This is a genomic window from Candidatus Hydrogenedentota bacterium (assembly GCA_035450225.1).
Taxonomy (GTDB): domain Bacteria; phylum Hydrogenedentota; class Hydrogenedentia; order Hydrogenedentales; family SLHB01; genus DSVR01.
On the sequence record DAOTMJ010000020.1, the window covers coordinates 1 to 20,528 of the forward strand.

The following is a 20,528-nucleotide window of genomic DNA, read 5'->3' on the forward strand; positions in this document are numbered from 1 at the left end:
GTTGTCTATTTACTCAAAATGGCTTTCTGCAAGCCGCCGTTTGGACAGAGATGACACGCTCTATTGCATTTTCAGGGTTCCGGCAAGATCGTGCAGGGCGGCAATAATGGATATGATCGCGTCGCGTGCTTCCGGGCATTTCGACACCGAAGGCAGGAGCGCGGTATACGCCGCGATCTGGCCGAGAAGACAATCCGCCAGAAACCCGCACAGGTAATGGATTGAAAGATAGTTGAGTTCGGCAATGCGGCGGGGATAAGGCCCGACGCGTGGAACGCCGCCCAAGGATTCGATAAGCCGGGCGATATGTTCGGATTCCTGCCGGTCGAAGTCCGCCACGGCCTGGATGCGCTGGACCAGACGCTGATTTTCGGGTGCGACATACGGGCTTGCCTCGAGAATATATTCGGCCAGCGAATGGTAGCGATCCATGAAAACGCGGTTGAGCGCATCGAGGGTGGCTTGGGGTGTGGTGGCGGTTGCTTCGTCGAGCATAAACGGGCTTCCTTATCCACCCGCCGCAAGGCGGATGATCGCCAGCACGGGCGAAAAATGCAGCAGGACGACGGTTGGCACGGCGAGACCAAGGGCATAGACGCGGTCCCATGCGTTCTCTTCGACGGCGTTTTCTTCCGGCGCTTCAAAGGCCATCGCGCGCATGATGGTCATGTAGTAATAAAGCGACACGGCGCTGTTGAGCACGCCGATGACGGCGATGGTGAAGTAGAACAGGGCCATCGGGGTGAGGAGACCGGTTGCCGGCATATGGCCGAGACCGGCCGCAATAACCACCTTGAAGATCATGAACTTGCCGACAAATCCGGCGGTGGGCGGCAGTCCGGTCAACGCAATCAGGAAGATGAACATCGTGGTTGCGAGCACGGGCGACCGCGACGCCATGCCGCGAAACGCGCCGATGTCGGAACGTCCCGCGCGATTGATAACGGCCATCGCGACCCAGAACGCGCCGAGGTTCATGAACAGGTAAACAAACAGGTAAAACAGGATGGCCTCGATGGCGTCAGCCCGGTAGACGGTCAGGCCCAGCAACAGGTAGCCGGCGTGCGCAATCGAGGAATACGCGAGCAGTCGCTTGACGTCGGTCTGGCGGATGGCGGCCAGATTGCCGAAGGTCATCGTCACTACGGCGAGAATGCCGAACAGGATGGGCAGGATGTCCGCGCCCATGCCGCCCGTGCCGCCGGCGGTGAAAAAGGGCAGCATTATGCGCAACAACGCCCCGAAACCGGCCGTTTTCGACACGACGGCGAGGAAGGCCGTAACGGGCGTGGGGGCGCCCTGGTAGACATCCGGACACCAGAAATGGAACGGGACCATGGCGCACTTGAAGCCTACGCCCGCCAGAATCAGCGCGAGCACCAGCAGGATGCCGAGCGGGTTTACGAGGCCGGCGGCGGCCATGCGGACCAGCTCGGCCCCCCCCGCGCCGAGCGACAAGGTACCGGTCAATCCGTACCAGTAACTGATTCCGAAAAGCATCACGCCGGACGCGACCGCGCCGTACACGAGGTACTTGAGGCTTGCCTCGGCGGACAGCCGGTTGTGTTTATCGGAACCGGCCAGCACATAGGATCCAATCGAAAGCGTTTCCATGCCGATTATGAACAGGACAAAGTGATCCGATGCGACGAGAAACATCGCGCCCATCAGACCACCGAGGATCAACGAAAAATACTCGCCGTGCCGGAAGGATTCGAGTTCGCGGCTGCGCAGTGAGAACAGGATGACGCCCGCCGTGCCCATCAACAGAATCGCGTTGAAGACCGTGCCCGCTTGATCGTGCACGAACATGCCGCGGAAGGTTGCGCCGGTGGAGGCGGATGGCGCAAAACGGGCGACGAGCAATAGAAAGGCGAGCATCGTGCCGCCCAGTGCTATGCCGCCGCAAACGCGCCGGCTGGAACGCAACGGCACGAGTAGATCGGCCACGACGACCGCGCAGATCGTCGCCGCGACCACGATGTGCGGCAGGACGGCATTGCCGTGTCCCGCCAGTTCACGCCAAGTCATGGGATTCATAGCGATCGGATCACTTTTCCTTTTGGGCTGCCCGGTATTGCCGGAGAAATTCATACACGGCCGGCAACAACGAAATGATGATGATGGCGATGATAACCAGTGAAAAATGGTCTTTCACGACGGGCGCATTGGCGAAGAAATAGCCGCCGAGCGTCAACAGAAAAACCCAAAGCAACGCGCCAACGACGTTGTATGTGAGAAACTTGCCATAGGTCATGCTGCCCACGCCCGCGACGAACGGCGCGAACGTCCGCACGATGGGCACGAAGCGCGCGATGATAATCGTCTCGGCGCCGTACCGTTCGAAGAACTCATGCGTGCGGTCGAGATGTTTCTGGTTGATGAACCGGATTTTCTCGCCACGCACCAGGCGCGGCCCCACAAAATGGCCAACCCAGTAATTGACCGTGTCGCCGATGATGGCGGCGGCCGTCAGCAAGAACAACAGGCCCACGACATTGAGCGATCCCAGGGAAGCAAAAACGCCCGCCGCGAACAACAGCGAATCGCCGGGCAGGAATGGCGTCACCACCAGCCCGGTCTCGCAGAAAATGATGACGAAGAGGATCAAGTAGGTGAATGCGCCGTAATTTTCGATGATTGTGGCGAGATGCTTGTCGAGATGCAGAAAAACGCTTATCGCCGTTTGAATCAACTCTATCATGTCTCAGTTGCCTTTCAGATGGCCGTTTACAACGCCACGAACAACCGCATGAACACATCCGTCGAGGAGGCGTATACATTCAACACAAGCATCGGCAGGATGCCGAACACAATGCACAAAACGCCCAAGGGCGCGATGGCGATGAATTCCCACCGGTTGCAATCGGGATACCCCTCGTATTCCGGCTTGGCTTTGCCGAGATAGACACGCTGCATGGTCCACAGGATATAGCCCGCGGTCAGCAGCAAACCGACGGTCGAACAGGCCGCCAGCCATGGACTATACCGGAACGTGCCGAGCAAGACCATGACCTCGCCGATAAAGCCCACCAGCGAGGGCAGGCCGAGCGACGCGAAGAACCCCACCACGGCCAGCGCGAAATACACCGGCATGTGCGTGCCGAGGCCGCCGAGCCGCGCAATGTCGCGATGATGGGCGCGATCGTAGATCACGCCGACGAGCATGAACATCATTGCCGAGGACAGGCCGTGGGCGAACATCTGGAAGATCGCGCCGTTGACCGCCTCGGTTTTGAGAATGGCGATGCCGAGCAGGACGTAGCCCATGTGGCTGACGGATGAATAGGCGACGAGTCGCTTGAAGTCGCTCTGGCCAAGCGCGCACAACGCGCCGTAAATGATATTGACCACGCCCAGCACGGCGAGGAACCACATCACGCCGGGCATACTGGCCACATCGGGCAGCAGCGGCCAGTTCAACCGCAGGAAGCCGTACCCGCCCATTTTCAGCAGGACGCCGGCCAGAATGACGGAGATGGCTGTCGGCGCCTCCACATGCGCGTCGGGCAACCAGGTATGGAACGGGAAAATCGGAACCTTGATCGCGAATCCGATGAACAATCCCCAGAACAAAAGGTACTGGAAGAGCGTCGGCCCGCCGGCCACGTGGAACGGCTGGCGCGCGACGAGTTCAGGGATATTGAAGGCGTACTGGGCTTGGCCCATCGAGGACATCTTGAAATAGTAGGCGAGCATGACGAGCAGGATCAGCACCGAGCCGAGCAGGGTGTAGATGAAGAACTTGATGGCGGCGTATTCCTTGCGCGGACCGCCCCAAATGCCGATGAGGAAATACATCGGCAGCAGCATGACCTCCCAAAAAACGTAGAAGAGGAAGAAGTCGAGCGCCATGAACACGCCCATCATGCCCGTGACCAGCAACATGTAAAGAACGTAGAATGCCTTGACCTGCTTCACGACCGAAAACGCGCTGAAGGTTGCAAGGAACGACAGCAGGCCGGTCAGCACGATGAGCATGACCGACAAGCCGTCCACCCCGAGGCGGTAGTAGATGTTGTACGCCGTGATCCAGGGGATTTCGATCAGGGTGCGGGCGTCATACGCGGCAAGCGCGCCGCCGGTCTTGATGGCGGCGGCGTCGAAGATCCACCAAAGGTACAGCGTCAGCAGGAACACGATACCCGTTGTAGCCGCGGCGATGGCGCGAATCAGGCCCGGCCGCCCGTTTGGCGCGAGCAGCATGACGACGGCGCCCGCAAGCGGCAGAAATGTTATTAACGTTAGCAACGACTTGTCCATGATGACGAATCAAGCCTTCCTTGTTCTTTGTGTGAGAAAAGGGGATGAGGGGATAATAGGGATGAAATGGAGATTCATTCCGATTCTATCCTCCGAAAGTCCGCCTTTTCGTCCGCGAAATTCACCAATATTGCAGTCCGGCAACCTGTTGCTTTCAGGTATGAGCGGACTTGTGCGTAATGTGATTTTCCAAGAGCCTCTACCGTTTTAAGTTCCACAATGACTGTGCCTTCGACAAGCATATCGAGTCTATGCAAGCCCACTTCCTCGCCTTCATAGAAGATCGAAACGGACTTTTCCGTTTCTACACGCAACCCACGTCTTTGTAGTTCGATCCGGAGCGCATTCCGGTAGATGCTTTCCAGAAAACCCGGGCCTAATTTCGAATGGACGGCGATGATCGCGCCAATAATCTCCCTGGTGAGAGTATCGGTCTTCGAGTCCATCTCCGTAATCCCCGTTATCTCCATATCTCCTTTTTTTACACACGTCGCGTTCATGGCTGCCAGTATCCGTAGAACGCATACGCACACACACTCGATATGATCAACAGGCCGAGCACGGTCAACATGAGATATTGCCGCACGTAGCCTGTTTGGGATTGATTGACTTGGCGGCCCATGTAGGCTGTGGTTTGCGCGGAGCCGTTGACAAACCAGCCGTCCACCACGATTCGGTCGAAGATTTCGGTGAGGTAGGACCACGCCCAGCCGCACCAGCCGGCCAGATTGACAATGCCGTCAATGATGAGGCGGTCGAAAGTGGCGGAGATTACGGCCAGCGCGCGCGTGGTCATGACGAAACACGCCATATACGCCTCGTCGAGATAATACTTGTTCCAGAGAATCCGGTGCGCAAGGCTGCAACGTTGCGCCACGCGACCGGGATCGAGCAGCGTCTTGCCGTCTTTGCGTTGCAGGTAGAATGCGGCGCCCAGGAGAATTCCGGCCAGCGCAAGGCAGGTCGAAAGGCCCATGGCCATGTAATGCGCCTTGTGGCGGGCCTCGGCTTCCGGACTGTGTTCGCCGGCATGCGCATCGCCGAGCGGATCGCCATGCGCTTCGCTCGAAGCGGCGTGCGGCGTTTCCGCGTCATGCGACTGCTGGACAACGCTGTCCATGAGCGACGTTGTGAAACCGGCTTCGCGTAAGCCGCGCACCTGCTCGACGCCGGATTTCGCCGGATTCATCGCGCCGAACCATCCGCCCATCCCGCCGCCCACGACCGCGAGCGTTCCAAGCACGATCAGCGGGATGAGCATGGGCAGCGGCGATTCGTGCGCGTGGTCGTAGGCGTGATGGTCTCGCGGCTTGCCGGTAAAGGTCAGGAAGAACTGGCGGAACATGTAGAAGGCCGTCAGGAACACCGTGGAAAATCCCGCCACGACGAGGAACCAATGGCCGTTGAGCATGGCAAAAGCGAGCACGTCGGCGAGAATCGCGTCCTTGCTCCAGAATCCGGAAAAGCCGGGGAATCCCGCCAGCGCCAGCGTCGCGAGGAGATAGCAAACCGTCGTGATGGGCATTTTTCTGCGCAGGCCGCCGTATTTGCTCATGGACTGTTCGTGGTGCATCGCGTGGATGACCGCGCCCGCGCCGAGAAACAGGCCGGCCTTGAAGAAGGCGTGCGTCGTGAGATGGAACAATCCCGACACATAACCGCCGACGCCGAGCGCAAGGATCATATAGCCGAGTTGACTGACTGTCGAGTAGGCGAGGACTTTCTTGATGTCGTCCTGCACGAGCGCAATCGTCGCGGCAAACAACGCCGTGAATCCGCCTATATACGCGATAAACAGCAGCGTGGGCGGATCGAACACCGGCAACAAGCGGCCGGTCAGGTACACGCCCGCGGCCACCATCGTAGCGGCATGGATCAGCGCGCTGACGGGCGTTGGGCCTTCCATCGCGTCGGGCAGCCAGACATGCAGCGGGAATTGCGCGCTCTTGCCCATCGCGCCGAAGAACAGGCCGAGGCCGGCAATCGTCCGCCATGCGCCCGACAGGCCGCCCTGCTCGACCGCCGCGAACAGATCGCCGTATTGCAGCGATCCCACCTGCAGGTAGCACACCATGATACCGATGAACATGCCCACGTCGCCCAGGCGCGTCGTGATGAAGGCCTTGATGGCGGCGTCGGACGCGGACTTCTTCTCGAACCAGTGGCCGATGAGTATGTAGGACGTCAATCCAACAAGTTCCCAGAACATATACAGATACAGCAGGTTGTTCGCAAGGACGAGTCCGAGCATGGACACGGTGAAGAGCAATAGGCCGGCGAAGTAACGCCCGTATCGGACGTCGCCTTCCATGTATTTCGTCGAGAACAGATGCACGAGAAAACTGACCAGCGTGACAACGACGAGCATGACGGCGGTAAGCCGGTCAATCAGGATGCCGCCGAGCACGGCCTTGTTGACTTCCATCGGCAGCCACGCGAACGAAAGGTTCACGAAGACCGGGCGCGGATCGCTCCACGCGCGCCAGAAGACGTACAGCGACAATCCGAGCGCCAGCCCCATGACGCTCGTGGCGATGAAATCGCCGCGCCGGGGCAGGCGCTTGTTGAACAGGCCCAGCACGACGAACGAAACCAGCGGGAGCGCGAAGATCGCCAGGCCGCATTTCAGCATCGTGTGGTCCATGCGTTAGAGCCTCATCCGGTTGGCTTTGTCCACTTCGACGGATCCGAAGTTGAAATACAGGTTCAGAAGAATGGCCAGCGCCACGGCGGCCTCGCAGGCCGCCAAGACGATGATGAAGATGCCCATCATCGGTCCGGCCATTGAAGTGTCGTTTGTGGCGGATTGCCCGAATCGCCAGAACGCCATGAAATTGAGGATCGCCGCGTTCAGGATCAGTTCGAGACCGATCAGGATGCCGATGGCGTTCCGGCGCGCCATGCAGGCCGTCAGGCCGAGCGCGAAAAGGATCGCCGCCGCAGTCAGATACCAAAGCAGTCCGACCGGCTGTGTCGAGGAAAATCCGGCGGAGGTCAGCAGGGTTGTATTCATCGCTCGCGCCTCCTGACGAGGTAGGCCGCTCCAACAAGGCATAGGAGCAGCGTCATACCCGCGACCTCAAAAGGCAGCAGGTAGGTTGTCAGCAGCGCATGGCCGATGGGCCGCACGTCGCCGACAGGCGGGTTCTGAATCGGCCCGGCACGCCATGGCACGGTCCAGATTAGATGCGCCAGCACGACAAAGAGCGCCGCGCTGAGCGTGCCGGCCAGCAGATAGAGCCAGTGGGTGTCTTTCGGGTCGCGCTGCATCGGACGCGCGGTGAGCAATATGCCGAACATGAGCAACACAAGAATGCCGCCGACGTAAATGATGACCTGCGTGACCGCGAGGAAACTGGAGCCGAGCAGGACGTAATACCCGGCCATGCCGAGCAGCGTGAAAAACAACGAAAATGCGGCCACGACGATGCTTCGGCTCAGCGCGGCGACCGCGCCGGACCCCAGCACCAGCAGGGTGATCATCCAGAACGCGATGTTCGGGCCCTGCCAGATCGCGACGGTTTGGATGGCCGTGTCCGTGTTCATTGTTCCGGTTGCTCCTGCGCGTTTCGTTCCGCCTCTTCGCGCGCCTTGCGTTCGGCTTCTTCCCTTGCTTTTCGTTCCGCTTCCTTTTTGGCCTGCGCCTCCTTGCGTTCGGCTTCCTTGCGCGCGAGAAGCGCCTTGAATTCGTCCATTTCCTCTTGCGATTTGGGACGGGCAAAATGCCGCAGGCAATCCCCGCGCGAACCGCACGCAAGGTTGTATTTTTCCGAAAGGGCCAGCGCGTTGAACGGGCACGCCTCCGCGCACAAATTGCAGAAAAGGCAGCGCGCGTAGTCAATGTCGAATTGCAGCAGCATCACGTCGCGGCCCCGGCCCAGCAGATCGATGCCGATGCAGTCCACAGGGCACGCGCGCGCGCATGCGCGGCAACCGGTGCATTTCGACTCGTCGTACACATGCACGCCCCGGTGGCCCGGCGGAATGACCGGCTTTTCCTCCGGATAGCGCATCGTGACTTTCTTGCCAAAGAAGTATTCGATGGTGATCTTCATCCCGGCATACGTGGTGTATATCCCCGCCCAGATATCGGCGAAGTATTGCGCCACGGGATTTTTCTTTTCCGCCGTCTTCATGGAAACACCACCACCTGGATCGCCGCCCACGTCGCGCAGACAAGACCGATAGGCAGCAACACCTTCAAGCACAAGTACATGACCTGGTCAATGCGGATGCGCGGCAAGGTCCAGCGCACCCAAATCATCACGAAATACAGGCCGAAGGCCTTGAGAAACATGTTGATTACGCCGACGATCTCGTACGCGGCAATCGTCAGCCCGAGTCTGCTGAAAGCCGTGCCGGCCAGCGTGGCGGCAAACACTTCGAGGGACGCCGCCACCGACAACCCGCCGCCGGCTTGCGCATGAATCGCATCCAGCCACGTGTTGAAAAACGCCGCGTTTTCCGGCAAGGCCGGGCGTGGAATCGGTCCGTGCCAGCCGCCTAGGAACAGGATCGCCGCCAGCGCGCACACAACGTACATTGCCGCGTACTCGGACATGAAGAAAAAGGCGAAACGCAGACCGGAGTATTCGGTATGGTAGCCCGCCACCAGTTCGCTTTCCGCCTCGGGCAGGTCGAAAGGCGCCCGTTTCGTTCCGGCCAGCCCCGCGATGTAGAACATGAAAAAGGCCACGAACGCCGCGGGCGAACGGAAAATCGCCCAGCCGAGTATCCACGGCCCTTGCGATTGCCACGCGACGATTTCGCCGAGATTCAATGAACCGGCCAGGAAGATGACGACGAGCACGCACAGGCCCATCGGAATTTCGTAGGACAGCATCTGCGCGGCGAGGCGCATGCCGCCGTAGAGCGACCACTTGCTGCCCGGTCCCCAGCCGGCCATCAGGATGCCGATGACTTCGATGGCCTGGAAAGCCAGCACGAAATAGAGCCCCAGCTGCATGTTGGTCAGCACGATGCGTTCGCTGAACGGAAGCACCGCGAAGGGAAGCATCGCGCCGAGGAACACCAGGATCGGCGCGGCCGTAAACAGACTCCAGTTCGCCGCCGACGGCATGATGTCCTCTTTGGCGAGTAGTTTGATGGCGTCGGCGAGTGGCTGCAGAATGCCCAACGGCCCCACGCGGTTCGGACCAAGCCGCACCTGGATGAATCCGGCGATGCGCCGTTCGCCGTAGGTCCACACCAACGCCATGATCGCCATGAAAGCAACGATGATCCCGCCGCCCACGAGGTACGCCAGCACAAACGGCAGCCATGACGGGACGTGCAGCAACGGCGGAAACAACGCGCCCGCGCCCGACTCATGGAATGTCTGGATTACATCGTTCATCGGTCCACTTCACCCAACACGATATCGATCGAGCCGATAATCGCGACCACGTCCGCCAACAACACGTCGCGGCAAACCGCGTCGGTTATGCACAGGTTGCAGAACGACGGCGCGCGCGACTTGACGCGCAACGCCTTCGATGAACCGTCGGCGACCACGTAAAATCCCAATTCGCCGCGCGGATTTTCGCACGGAACGTACGCCTCGCCTTCGGGCAGATCGAACGAACGGCCCACTTTCTCGAAAAACGGCCCTTCGGGCAGGCCGTCGAGCGCCTGTTCGACAATCTTGCAGCTTTCCATCATCTCGACCATGCGGACCCAGTAACGGTCCCAGCAGTCGCCGGTCGTTCCCATGGCGCCTTCGCCCACCGGCACGTCGAACGAGAAATGTTCGTAGCCGCAGTAGGGATGCGCCTTCCGCAAGTCGAACGCGACCCCGCTGCCGCGCAGGCACGGCCCGGTCAAGCCGTAGGCGATGGCCTGTTCGCGCGGAATCACGCCCACATTGGCCGTGCGCTTGACGAAGATCTGATTCTTGCTGAGCAGGGTGTTGTATTCCGGCCATACCTTGCGCATCTGCACGAGGAAGGCGCGAATGTCGGCGGCGATTTCCGGCGTCATGTCGCGCGCGACGCCGCCGATGCGGGGGTAATGGTAGAGCAGGCGTCCGCCGCTGATCTTTTCAAAGATGGAAAGGATCATTTCGCGTTCGCGAAATCCGTACAGGAAGGGCGTGAACGCGCCGAGGTCGAGCGCATACGTGCCGAACGCCAGCAAATGCGACGCGATACGGTTCAATTCCGCCATGATCACACGCAGATACGATGCGCGATCCGGCACCGCAAAGCCGCCGAGTTTTTCCACGGCAAGACAGAACGGCAGCGGATTGTTCATCGAACCGAGATAATCCATGCGGTCCGTGTACGGGATGACCTTCGCATAATCGAGCGATTCGGCGATTTTTTCAAAGCAGCGGTGCAGGAAGCCGATTTGCGGCCACGTCCGCCGGACCATCTCGCCGTCGGTTTGCACAATGAGCCGCAACACGCCGTGCGTGGAGGGATGCTGCGGGCCCATGTTGATGAGCAGTTCTTCCGTCCTCAGCGAGTCGGCGTATTCTCTCGTGGTTTCGTGGGTCATCTATGCGTTGGTCAACCCATGATATTCCGTCGGCGCCTGGTAATCCTTGCGCAACGGGTATCCTTCCCAGTCGTCCGGCAGCAGAATGCGTGTCAATTCGGGATGGTTTTCATAAACAATTCCCATCATGTCGAATGCCTCGCGTTCATGCCATTCGGCGGACGCCCATACCGAAGACACGGACGGCACGCGGGGCGTCTCGCGGTCCACATCCACGCGCAACACAAGCGAATGGGAATGCTGGTACGAATAAAGATGATAGACCGACGACAATTGGGCGCCCCGGTCCACCGTGGAAATCAGGCGGAGAAAATCGAACCGCGTCGCGTCGTGGTCCCGCAGAAAACGGCACACGTCCGCGAGACCTTCCGCGGCCACAACGATGAAGGCGTCGCCGCGTTCCGGCGTCCGAAGTTCGCCGACGAGGCGATCGAATCGTTCGCGCAGCAGCGCGTGAATGGACTGAATATCCACGGCCTATGCGGTCTCCTTGCTGTAACGTTTGATCAACGGGCGCTCCTGCGCGATTTTCTGTTGCAGCCAGAGCAGCGCGTCAATCAGCGCCTCGGGCCGCGGCGGACACCCCGGCACATACACGTCCACCGGCAGGAACCGGTCTATGCCCTTGACCACATGATAACCGTGCACCGAATAGGGGCCGCCGCCTATCGTGCAGGCGCCCATCGCCATCACATACTTGGGCTCCGGCATCTGATCGAACAGGCGCTTCACGCGCGGGGCCATCTTGTGCGTGACCGTGCCGGCCACGATCATCAGGTCGGCCTGTCGCGGAGTTGGACGAAACGCCCCCGCGCCGAAACGGTCGAGGTCGTATTTTGCTGCGCCGACGGCCATCATCTCGATGGCGCAGCAGGCCAGCCCGAACGTCAGCGGCCACAGCGCATTCGCACGCGACCAGTTGATCGCCGCGTCGAGCGGCGCCACCAGCACCGACATTCCTTCCGATTTCGTTTGTTTCAAATAATGCAGGTAGCGCGTCAGATCGCGCGGATCGCGGACCGCCTCGGCGAACAACTCCTCGGGCGTTTTCTTGCGATCGTCAGCCACGGGCCTGCTCTCCGGATTCCGCCTTCCACGTCTCGCCGATCCAGTCCAAGTTGCCGTTGGCCCATTCGTAGGCCAAGCCAAGTGCGAGCACGCCCAGGAACACGAGCACCCCTATCAACGCGGCAAAGGCCATGCCCGCGCCCGCGAATTCACGCAGAACCAGCGCGGCGGGAACCAGCACAACGACTTCCACATCAAACAGGAGGTAGACGAGCGCCACCGTGTAAAAACGGCTGTTGTAGCGAATCCACGCCGAGCCGATGGTGGGTTCGCCGCACTCGTAGATGCGGCGCTTGTCGGGCGTCGGGCGGCTCAAGCGAACCAGCCATCCAAAGAGGAGACTCCCGACGACAAAGACGAAGCCTAGGGCCAAAAAGACCAACACCGATGCAAATTCAATATACATGAAACACAACGACCCAACCAGAATGTTCACTGCCAACAACGAGACGCTTCCGCGCCATGGGCGGACTTCGGACACACGCCCTGCCGCCCAACCGCCAGACGCAGCGCGAAAGGCCGGGGCGAGTACTTCAGACATCAGGACCTGATAGGGTTTCATGATTATGCCATGCGTTTCTCTGCAAAGTCAAAAGAACGCGGGGCGCACAAGGATCGATGCCGGCCGCGGCGGGAAGAAGCCAAAAACCGCGAATGAACGCAAAGATTTTCCACAAAGTCGGCCGTTGTCATGGTGGGAGAGAAAATAGTATTCACGTTCATTCGTGGATTTTCGCGGATTTCCTGCGTCCGTCAATGAGGTGCATGATGGCGAGATAGGGATGGCGGCGAAGCATGCGCGGACCGGAATACCGCATTACCTCCGTGACGCGATGGCGCATGGATTCGCGGTAACAGTGAACCGGGCATTCCCGGCAGGGCGGCTTGTCGTCGCGGAACATGCACCGGTCGAGGCGTTCGTTCGCGTACGCAATCAACTCGCGGCAGTCGTTGCAAAGGCCGTTCGCCGGCGCATGGCAATCGCGGCAGTACAGCGCAATCATCTCGACGATGGTCCGCCGTTCGCGGCGCAACCGTTTCGAGTCGCCGTTCTTTGGGAGCATCGGGCAGATCCCTAACATTTTCCATGTATGGCGGCTGCCACCAACAACGCATGAGCCGTGAAATACATTCCCCGGCTTTTTCTGCGGCGCGAACAGGCACAAACGCCGAAAACACGTGATCAGCGGATCTGGCGTTTCGGCCGTGGGTTCCCCGTGAAAAGGCGGCGGGAAGCCAGCGCCAGCGCCAGCAGCAGAAGGATCGCGGTATCTGCGGCGCCGCCGCGCATGCCGGATGGCGGAATCGTTGCCATGACGCCGCCGCCGGCGCAGCCGCCTCCCGGACCCGAACCCTTGACAAGCGCCATGGTCATCGTGCCCACGTCACCGCTGGGAACAAGTCCCCTTTGCTTCAAGGTGACATAGCCCGGCGCCTGGGCGGTAAACTCGTGTTCGCCGGGATCCAGCGAGGCGAAAATGTAGACGCCCGCGTTGTTTTGTGTGACCGGAAAAGCGGGGCCGGGCGACGCGAATACCTGCGCGTTGCCGATCGGCGCGGAAGTCGCGCTGTCCACGACCAGTATGGCCATGGATCCATTAACAAGGCCCTTGACCTGAATCGATCCATTGGCGCTAGACGGCGCGTTGGGCGCGTCGTAACGCGGCGTAAAACCGTAGGGATCGGTCAGGGCGGCGTCGCTGGCGCGAAGCGGCACGGACATGCCTTCGCCGCCGGATTTGGGCGTCATGAAGTTGATGTAGGCCGCCGTGACGGGTTCCTTCGAGGCGATCGCCCCGCCGCCCGCGATGGCCACGTGCACGAACCCCTTGTTGCGATCGGAAACCGTTCCGGAACCGGTCCATGCCAGTTTGAATCCGGCTTCCGCAAGTTCTTCGCCCAGCTCTACCGATTGCAGCGACAGTCCGAGGGCGCCGGCGGGAAACGTAACGTCAAACGAGCACCCGGCGGCCTGCGGCGCGTTCTCGATGTACACGGGCACGGCGATTTCCGATCCCGTCTCGGCTTCGACGTTTCCGATGCGGACCAGCGGTTGCTCGCCTTCGCTTTTTTCCGGCGCGGCGAACGAATCCCATGCGGACTCGCTGGTCTTGGATATGGGATCCGGCCATAAATCGCGCACGTGCAATCGCCGCAACAGCAGCACGGCATCCGCCTGATCCACGGAATTATCGAGGTTGATATCGGCGACCTGCCGTGTACACGGGTCCGGCTCCGGCACGCCGCCCGCAGCGATTTGGAGGATATATTCCGCGTCGTCTTCCGTAATCCTGCCGTCCAAATTTGCGTCGCCGTGCGCCGCGCAAAGCCCGTCGCCGCACAGCAGGCCATCGTCCAGATCGAGCGTGATGGGTTTGAGCGCGCCATCATACAATCGCACGCCTTGTAACAAAGGCTGATCCCTAATGAACAACAGCGGGCCGCAGGCGGTTTCTCCCGCAAGGAGCGCTTCGGAAGGGGTAATCACAACGTAAAACAAGGTTCCCGCACCGTACAGCGGCAAACTGGACAATCCGGCGGCAATGATCCGAAGTTCAATAATTTCATTGTCCAAAACAGAAGCATTTCGCGCAAAGAGAAATCCTCCCATAAGGCCGCTTGGATACACGGCAATACTGTCGGCGCTGTCGATCAGATTGCGTGGCAAATGGACGGCCACCTGAATGCCATAGGTTGAAATGTCGTAGGCGCACTGGGTCGCAATGGGAATCGCGATTCGGGGCGATCCGTCGGAGGGCGACTTGAACCGGTAAATGCCCCCCTGATTCGCGTAGATATCGGGGAAATAGACCCGCAGCCGTTGGCCGTGTACGGGCGGCATGCTGGGTTCGGAACGTTCGCTGACGGCGTCGCCCGCGCCGACGGCCTCGATGACATAACAGTAAAGGCGATCCTTTTCGATTCCCGTGTCCACGAACTCGGTCCTGGAAACGGGGCTGTTCCCGTTGACCCGGACCGGATCGCCCACCGGCGTCGCGGTTTCCGCGTCCACGACCTCCTGCCGGTAGACATGGTAGCCCCTGAGATCGTATTCGGGATTGGCCCGCCATTCAATATAAGCGTTGCGCGGACCGCCCCGCGCAAACGGACGGGCCGGACGCGATGGCGGCGATATTCCGGTGGCCAGATCGGACGGTTCGGACAGGGCTGTCGCGGCCCACAACACCGCAACCATGCCTGCCAACGATCCAATCTTCAACATCCCTGCCGCCTCCAATTCAAACACGGCCCCTGCATTGTATTCCTTTATACATAGAATACCACAGACCGGCGGCCGGCGGCTAGTCATTTCTGGAAAACGCGTCGGAAATCGAGCGTAAGCATCCAGTAGGCGTAGTCGGCGTCGCGGCTGTTTCGCCCCGCGTCAAAGGCATTGCCGAACGCGTGCGTGAAATTGCCGTCGCCCAGCGCGGCGCCGGAAAACAGGTGGCCGTAGTAGAGTTGAACGAGGAGATTCGGGTTGAATGAATACCGGACGGTTGTGTCGAGGTGGAATCCGAGGTTGTCCGAGGAGTGCAGCGGCCGCCACGACTGCTCGGCCCATAACTGTTGCCCGCGCACCGTCACTTGCACCTTTTCCAGCGGCGCGAAGTTCATGCCGGCGCGCAGTTGGACGAAATTCGACATGTTGCCGTTGTCCTGCAGCACGGGGCAATAGTTCAGAACGGAAAACAGGCGATTGAAGGAAGGACCCATGACGAATCGCCCGCCGCCGAGGTCTTCGATTTCTCCCCCCTCGAAATACAGGCCGCCCGCGAAAATGCGCGGTTTCCAGGCGGCATCGAAGGAATAGCCGATCTCGCCGTCGAAACCCAGATTGTTCCAGCGTTCGCCTTTGGGCGGCGCGCCGGCAAGACGGTTCGCCGAGGCGAAGGCCAGCGCCTCGCCGTCGGCCGGACCGAACTGAAAGGCCGCCTCGACGTCGTAATCGAAACCTTCCTTCCTGCCCCAGAAACGCGCGCCGGCGGTGTTCAGCACGGTGGGTTCGTACAGGTCCGGCGCGCCGGAAAAAATCGCGTCCGCCCGGCGGGCGTCGCGCAGCAACAAATAGTACAGCGACGCATTGGCGGCGTCGCTTTTGGCATACGTGGCGTACACCCCGTAAAACGCGCTGTCGCCGTCCTTTTCTTCGGGGCTGGACTCCGCCAATTGGGCCATCCATACATCAATCGTCACTTTGTCAACAGGCGTAAAGGTGGCGCGAAGGGCATCGAACGAGAAACGCTGCACCGGCGTCGAATGATCGGAAATCAGGAGTTGCTTGCCGAAGGTCATGCATTGGCGGCCAATGCGCAGACGCAAAGGAAGTCCGAACGTGTCGTTGGTTTCCACGTACCCCTGCAGAAGACTGGCGTTGAGACGGGGATCGCCGCCGGGGCGCGCGTCAATACCGCCCAGGTAATCGCTCCGAAACCCGTCGCCCCAGAAATGATACGCGTAGAACTCGACAAACGCCGAAACGCCACCGGTAAAATCCGCGCGCGCGTGCCACGAGGTGGCCTGTTCAACAGAGGTCCAATCATTCGTTTCGTCCCACGCGTATAGGCTGGGAAAACCGTTGTGCAATACGGCGGCCCTGGATTCGTTGAAGGTGTTGTGGATCCAACGCCCGCGAATTACGATCCGCCCGCCCGTTTGCACGTTTTGCAAATCGGCCCGCGCCATTCCCGTCAAGCCTGCGACCATCGCAAGCAGCACGGCCTTGCGCGCCGTAACCCTCCATGAACCCGAATTCGTCATTGGAACGCCGGGCCTTCGCTCAATCCGTGGACGAAATGGACTTTGTGGACCCGGTGGATTTCTTCCGTATGGCGAAGCGCCTTGCGGGTTTCTATCGTCCACAACGTCCATCTCTTCCATGGGATAGGGTGATTTCCTTTGATTTCCACTGCCGGATTTGGGTTCGTGAAACCGCCGGATTTGGAAAAAACCAGGCGGAGCCTGCACGAGCGCTCCGCCTAGCCGCTTTCAACAAGGACGGTCGCGATTCAGTAGACTAAAATTTAACCTGCGTGTCGAAATACAGGTAATCGGCATCCCGGTCGTTGAGCGTCGGACGGCTCAAACCGTTGTGGAAGATCCAGTTGCCGTCGGTCAGGCCGTCCTCCTTGAACAGATGCTCCCAACCGATCCGGAGCCACAGGTCGGCGCTGTATTGGTACCGCACCCAGACATGGGACATCGTGCCGATGCCGTCGTCGGCGTTGTCAATGGCGTCCACGATGCCGAAATAGGCCAGGCTCAATCCCGTGCTGATGGCCTTGGTCGCATTGGCGGTAAGCCCGCCGCGCACCTGCCAGAAATTGGTCATGGCGCTGGCGCCGTCGCGAATGTCGAGAATCGAGGAATACCACTGGCCGGAAAACAGGCGGTTGAACGAAAGGTCGTCGTCGGTGTTCGGATTGTCCTCGCCGCCGAAGTAGGCGCCGCCGACGAATACGCGCGGCTTGCAGTTCGCGTCGAACGTGTAACCCATCTCCACGTCGCCGGCAAAGGCGTTGTAGTCAAGGTCGTGCTTGAAGATGGCCGAGGCCTGTTCGGATTCGCCGAACTGGTAGGCCAGTTCGACATTGTAGTCGAAACCGCTTCCCGCGCCCCACACCCGCAGGGCCGGGGTGTGCAGATGGCTTACGCCAGGCGTGCGGCCGTCGCGGATGTAAACCCAGTAGGGCGATACGTTGAACCAATCGCACGCGTTGTAGGTGGCGTACAGGCCGTAGTAGTCCACATCGCCGTCTTCCTCGTTGGGTGAATTTTCCACCAGTTTGGACATCCAGCCGTCAAGCGTGAATTTCCCTTCCTTGTACGTCAGCCGGAGGGCATCGTAGGAATACCACATGGTGGGCGAGGTCTGGCTGCCCAGGAGCCATGCCTTGGCGAAGGTCAACTCCTGGCGTCCAACACGCAGACGGAGCGGCGCGCCGAACAACTCTTCCACATTGATATAGGCCTGGTGAATCGCCACGTCGTCGGTGGGACGGCTGTCCAAACCCGTAAGATAATTGGACCGGAAATCTTCACCCCAACGATTATACGAATGAAACTGAATGAACGCCGACACATTGTCCGTGAAATCCGCGTTGACATGGAGCGCCGTCAACTGCTCGACGTATTTCAACCCCGTGTCGTTCCAATCGTCCCACCAGCGGCCGCGTATGCGCAATTCGCCGCCGACCGTCACATTCTGCAGGTCGGCATACGCCATGCCCATCAACCCAATCGCCAACACAAACACCGCCACTTTACGCATTACTCTCCCTCCATTATCCATTTGTTCATTTTTCAAACCCACCACGATCCGATTTCCATCTTGTTCTCAGTACCACCACAATCGTTTGTACGCAAACAAGTTACATAGTATATTCCAAACTTCCATGGAAAGTCAAAGCGCCACGTTGTGAAAAAATAAACAACCAAAGCCCTTTATTCGGGCGCTTCGGCAAGGATTTGCACTCCCGCGCTTGTGCCGAGACGATCCGCGCCGGCATCGAGCATCGCGCATGCGTCCGCATAGGTGCGAATCCCGCCCGCAGCCTTGACGCCCAGTTTGCGTCCAACCGTCTGCCGCAACAGACGGACGTCTTCAACCGTTGCGCCGCCGGACCCAAACCCGGTCGAGGTCTTTACAAACGCGGCGCCGGCGCGCATGCACATTTCGCAAACCGCCACTTTTTCCGCGTCGTCCAGATAGCAGGTTTCCATGATGACCTTGACCGGCGTTTTGCCCGCGGCATGGACGACGGATGCGATTTCCTTTTCGACGAATTGCGGGTATCCCGATTTCAGGGCGCCGATGTTGATGACCATGTCAATTTCGGTGGCGCCATTCGCGATGGCTTCGCGCGTTTCTTCGACTTTGACATGCGCCGTCGTGGCGCCAAGGGGAAAGCCGATCGTCGGATCCACGCCGATGCCGGAGCCCGCAAGCCGTTGCGCGCAAAAAGCTGTCCAGACCGGGTTGACGGCGACCGCCGCGAAGCCGCATTCGATCGCCGCATCGCACAACGCCACGATATCGGGACGCGCCGCGTCGGCCCGCAACAGGGTATGATCAATCAGGCGCGCCAGTTGAATCCGTGTCATCGAAGGCTCCTCTTGTTTGAGGCATTGCGGCTGCACCGTGTTAGGGAAAGCCGCCGATTGGAAAACACAGCGCGTTTCCTTTGACGCTTTTCAAGCACGGGGAGCGATTTCGCCCGGCCGATCACACATTATCCGGCACAACGAACGGTTCGCGATAGATCCGCTTCACGAATGCGTTGGCCTCTTCGGCATGATCGCCGGTGAACGTTTCCGTTTTGGCGTCGTAAGTGAGTTTGGGACCGAGGATAAAGGGTTTCGCCTTGAGATCCACGGCGTTGCCATGGAGTTGTTCGACCATGCTTTCGAGAGTGTTCAGGGCGTCCTCATGCTGCTTGACGCTCTCGCGGACTTCCTCGACGGAAGCCGCCTTGCCGACGCGGAACGCGATATTGGCCTGGTGGCACAAGACTGTGCTCATGTGGCCGATTTCGATTTCAGCGGCCAGCGACTTGTTGCTGCCTTCGCGTATGGCGTTGATGAAATTGGCGTCGTGTCCCGAACCGCCGGTGCCCTTGTATTGCTTGATCTGCTTTCCGTCCTTGTCGAAGGCCTTGCCGCCGCCGCGCGCGATGTTGATATAACCGTTTTCGCACATCAGATAATTGCCGCCGCGCGACTTGAGATACACCGCGCCCTGATCGCCGCCCTTCTTCGGATCCTTCATGTTGCGGATGTCAATGACGATCTTCGTGCCGCGGTGTTCCATCAGGCACATGTGCATGTTCGGCGTTTCGCCGTCGTCGTCCCACCAGCGGTTGCCCGCGGCGATCGCGTTGCCGGGCACGTCGTCCCATCCGAGCAGATGGCGCAAGTCGTCGAGATAATGCACGCCCCAGTTGCCCATCTCGCCCGTGCCCCAGTCCCACTGCCAATGCCAGTCGTAATGGAATTCCTTGCGCATGATGGGGGCCATCGGTGCGGGTCCCGCCCATAGGTTGTAGTCCACGGTTTCGGGCGGCGGCTGGGGGCCGTCCACCTTGCCGATCGGATCGCGCGCGTCGAGCTTGCTGCAATGCGCCCACAACACCTTGCCGTACATGCCCGACTGAATGTCTTTCGCGCATTCCTGCACGGCCGGGCACGAGCGCTGCTGCGTGCCGGTCTGCACGATGCGGTTGTACTTCCGCGCCGCCTCGACCATTTTGCGGCCTTCCCAGATGCAATGGCTGACAGGCTTCTCGACATAGGCGTGCTTGCCGGCCTGGAACGCCATGATGGCCGCAAGACAATGCCAATGGTCCGGTGTGGCGATGACCACGGCGTCAATATCCTTCATTTCGATCAGGCGGCGCAGATCCTGGTGTTTTGCGATTTTATCCCCGGCCTTTTCCATGCGCGCCTTGTCGGCGTCGCAGACGGCCAGGATCTCCACGTTTGGAATCTTGCCAAAATCGGCGAGATGCGCGCCGCCCTTGCCGCCCAGCCCGATAATGCCGATGTTCACGCGATCGTTCGCGCCCAGCACCCGCCCCGGGAACAGCGAAAACGCCGCACTGGCCGCCGCCGTGCCCGCCAAAAACCGCCGTCTGGAAAACGTACCCTTCTTCATCATTCATTCTCCTCGTGTCAAACTGTAAACCTCGTGCGCCGGACGT

General features: G+C 60.0%; 20 protein-coding genes. All 20 read right to left on the minus strand.

Annotated features, from left to right (window positions below):
* Window positions 1-60: 60 nt before the first annotated feature.
* A complete protein-coding gene (locus P5540_11700) occupies window positions 61-495 on the minus strand; it encodes a hypothetical protein (GenBank protein ID HRT65479.1) in 435 nt (144 codons plus the stop codon).
* A gap of 12 nt (window positions 496-507) precedes the next feature.
* The gene (locus P5540_11705) at window positions 508-2,040 is read right to left on the minus strand and encodes an NADH-quinone oxidoreductase subunit N (GenBank protein HRT65480.1); all 1,533 of its coding nucleotides are present in this window, start codon (window positions 2,038-2,040) and stop codon (window positions 508-510) included.
* Window positions 2,041-2,050: 10 nt separating this feature from the next.
* A complete protein-coding gene (locus P5540_11710; protein HRT65481.1) occupies window positions 2,051-2,701 on the minus strand; it encodes a DedA family protein in 651 nt (216 codons plus the stop codon).
* Between the two features lie 29 nt (window positions 2,702-2,730).
* On the minus strand, window positions 2,731-4,263 hold the full coding sequence (locus P5540_11715; protein HRT65482.1) for an NADH-quinone oxidoreductase subunit M: 1,533 nt from the start codon (window positions 4,261-4,263) through the stop codon (window positions 2,731-2,733).
* A 74-nt stretch (window positions 4,264-4,337) separates the two neighbouring features.
* Window positions 4,338-4,763, minus strand: a complete 426-nt coding sequence (locus P5540_11720; GenBank protein ID HRT65483.1) for a GxxExxY protein — start codon at window positions 4,761-4,763, stop codon at window positions 4,338-4,340.
* Window positions 4,760-6,907, minus strand: a complete 2,148-nt coding sequence (gene nuoL, locus P5540_11725; protein ID HRT65484.1) for an NADH-quinone oxidoreductase subunit L — start codon at window positions 6,905-6,907, stop codon at window positions 4,760-4,762. Before nuoL ends, P5540_11720 begins: the two co-directional genes overlap by 4 nt.
* A 3-nt stretch (window positions 6,908-6,910) precedes the next feature.
* A complete protein-coding gene (gene nuoK, locus P5540_11730) occupies window positions 6,911-7,276 on the minus strand; it encodes an NADH-quinone oxidoreductase subunit NuoK (GenBank protein ID HRT65485.1) in 366 nt (121 codons plus the stop codon).
* Window positions 7,273-7,809 (minus strand): NADH-quinone oxidoreductase subunit J, encoded by a 537-nt coding sequence (locus tag P5540_11735; GenBank protein ID HRT65486.1) that lies wholly within the window; start codon window positions 7,807-7,809, stop codon window positions 7,273-7,275. Before P5540_11735 ends, nuoK begins: the two co-directional genes overlap by 4 nt.
* Window positions 7,806-8,399, minus strand: a complete 594-nt coding sequence (locus P5540_11740) for a 4Fe-4S binding protein (GenBank protein HRT65487.1) — start codon at window positions 8,397-8,399, stop codon at window positions 7,806-7,808. Before P5540_11740 ends, P5540_11735 begins: the two co-directional genes overlap by 4 nt.
* Window positions 8,396-9,490, minus strand: a complete 1,095-nt coding sequence (locus P5540_11745) for an NADH-quinone oxidoreductase subunit H (GenBank protein ID HRT65488.1) — start codon at window positions 9,488-9,490, stop codon at window positions 8,396-8,398. The genes P5540_11740 and P5540_11745 overlap by 4 nt, the downstream gene beginning before the upstream one ends.
* 125 nt (window positions 9,491-9,615) lie before the next feature.
* Complete coding sequence (locus P5540_11750; GenBank protein HRT65489.1) at window positions 9,616-10,761, minus strand: NADH-quinone oxidoreductase subunit D; 1,146 nt, start codon at window positions 10,759-10,761, stop codon at window positions 9,616-9,618.
* A complete protein-coding gene (locus tag P5540_11755; protein ID HRT65490.1) occupies window positions 10,762-11,235 on the minus strand; it encodes an NADH-quinone oxidoreductase subunit C in 474 nt (157 codons plus the stop codon). It lies immediately after the preceding gene.
* Between the two features lie 3 nt (window positions 11,236-11,238).
* On the minus strand, window positions 11,239-11,742 hold the full coding sequence (gene nuoB, locus P5540_11760; GenBank protein HRT65491.1) for an NADH-quinone oxidoreductase subunit NuoB: 504 nt from the start codon (window positions 11,740-11,742) through the stop codon (window positions 11,239-11,241).
* A gap of 79 nt (window positions 11,743-11,821) precedes the next feature.
* Window positions 11,822-12,265: an NADH-quinone oxidoreductase subunit A gene (locus P5540_11765; protein ID HRT65492.1), complete on the minus strand. Its 444-nt coding sequence runs from the start codon at window positions 12,263-12,265 to the stop codon at window positions 11,822-11,824.
* A gap of 283 nt (window positions 12,266-12,548) precedes the next feature.
* A complete protein-coding gene (locus P5540_11770; GenBank protein ID HRT65493.1) occupies window positions 12,549-12,893 on the minus strand; it encodes a nitrous oxide-stimulated promoter family protein in 345 nt (114 codons plus the stop codon).
* A gap of 119 nt (window positions 12,894-13,012) precedes the next feature.
* A complete protein-coding gene (locus tag P5540_11775; GenBank protein ID HRT65494.1) occupies window positions 13,013-15,052 on the minus strand; it encodes a carboxypeptidase regulatory-like domain-containing protein in 2,040 nt (679 codons plus the stop codon).
* Window positions 15,053-15,135: 83 nt separating this feature from the next.
* Window positions 15,136-16,590, minus strand: coding sequence for an alginate export family protein (locus P5540_11780; GenBank protein HRT65495.1), 1,455 nt, complete (start codon window positions 16,588-16,590; stop codon window positions 15,136-15,138).
* A 256-nt stretch (window positions 16,591-16,846) separates the two neighbouring features.
* Complete coding sequence (locus P5540_11785; protein ID HRT65496.1) at window positions 16,847-18,100, minus strand: alginate export family protein; 1,254 nt, start codon at window positions 18,098-18,100, stop codon at window positions 16,847-16,849.
* A 173-nt stretch (window positions 18,101-18,273) separates the two neighbouring features.
* The gene (gene deoC, locus P5540_11790; protein ID HRT65497.1) at window positions 18,274-18,924 is read right to left on the minus strand and encodes a deoxyribose-phosphate aldolase; all 651 of its coding nucleotides are present in this window, start codon (window positions 18,922-18,924) and stop codon (window positions 18,274-18,276) included.
* A gap of 130 nt (window positions 18,925-19,054) precedes the next feature.
* Window positions 19,055-20,485, minus strand: a complete 1,431-nt coding sequence (locus P5540_11795; GenBank protein HRT65498.1) for a Gfo/Idh/MocA family oxidoreductase — start codon at window positions 20,483-20,485, stop codon at window positions 19,055-19,057.
* Window positions 20,486-20,528 lie beyond the last annotated feature (43 nt).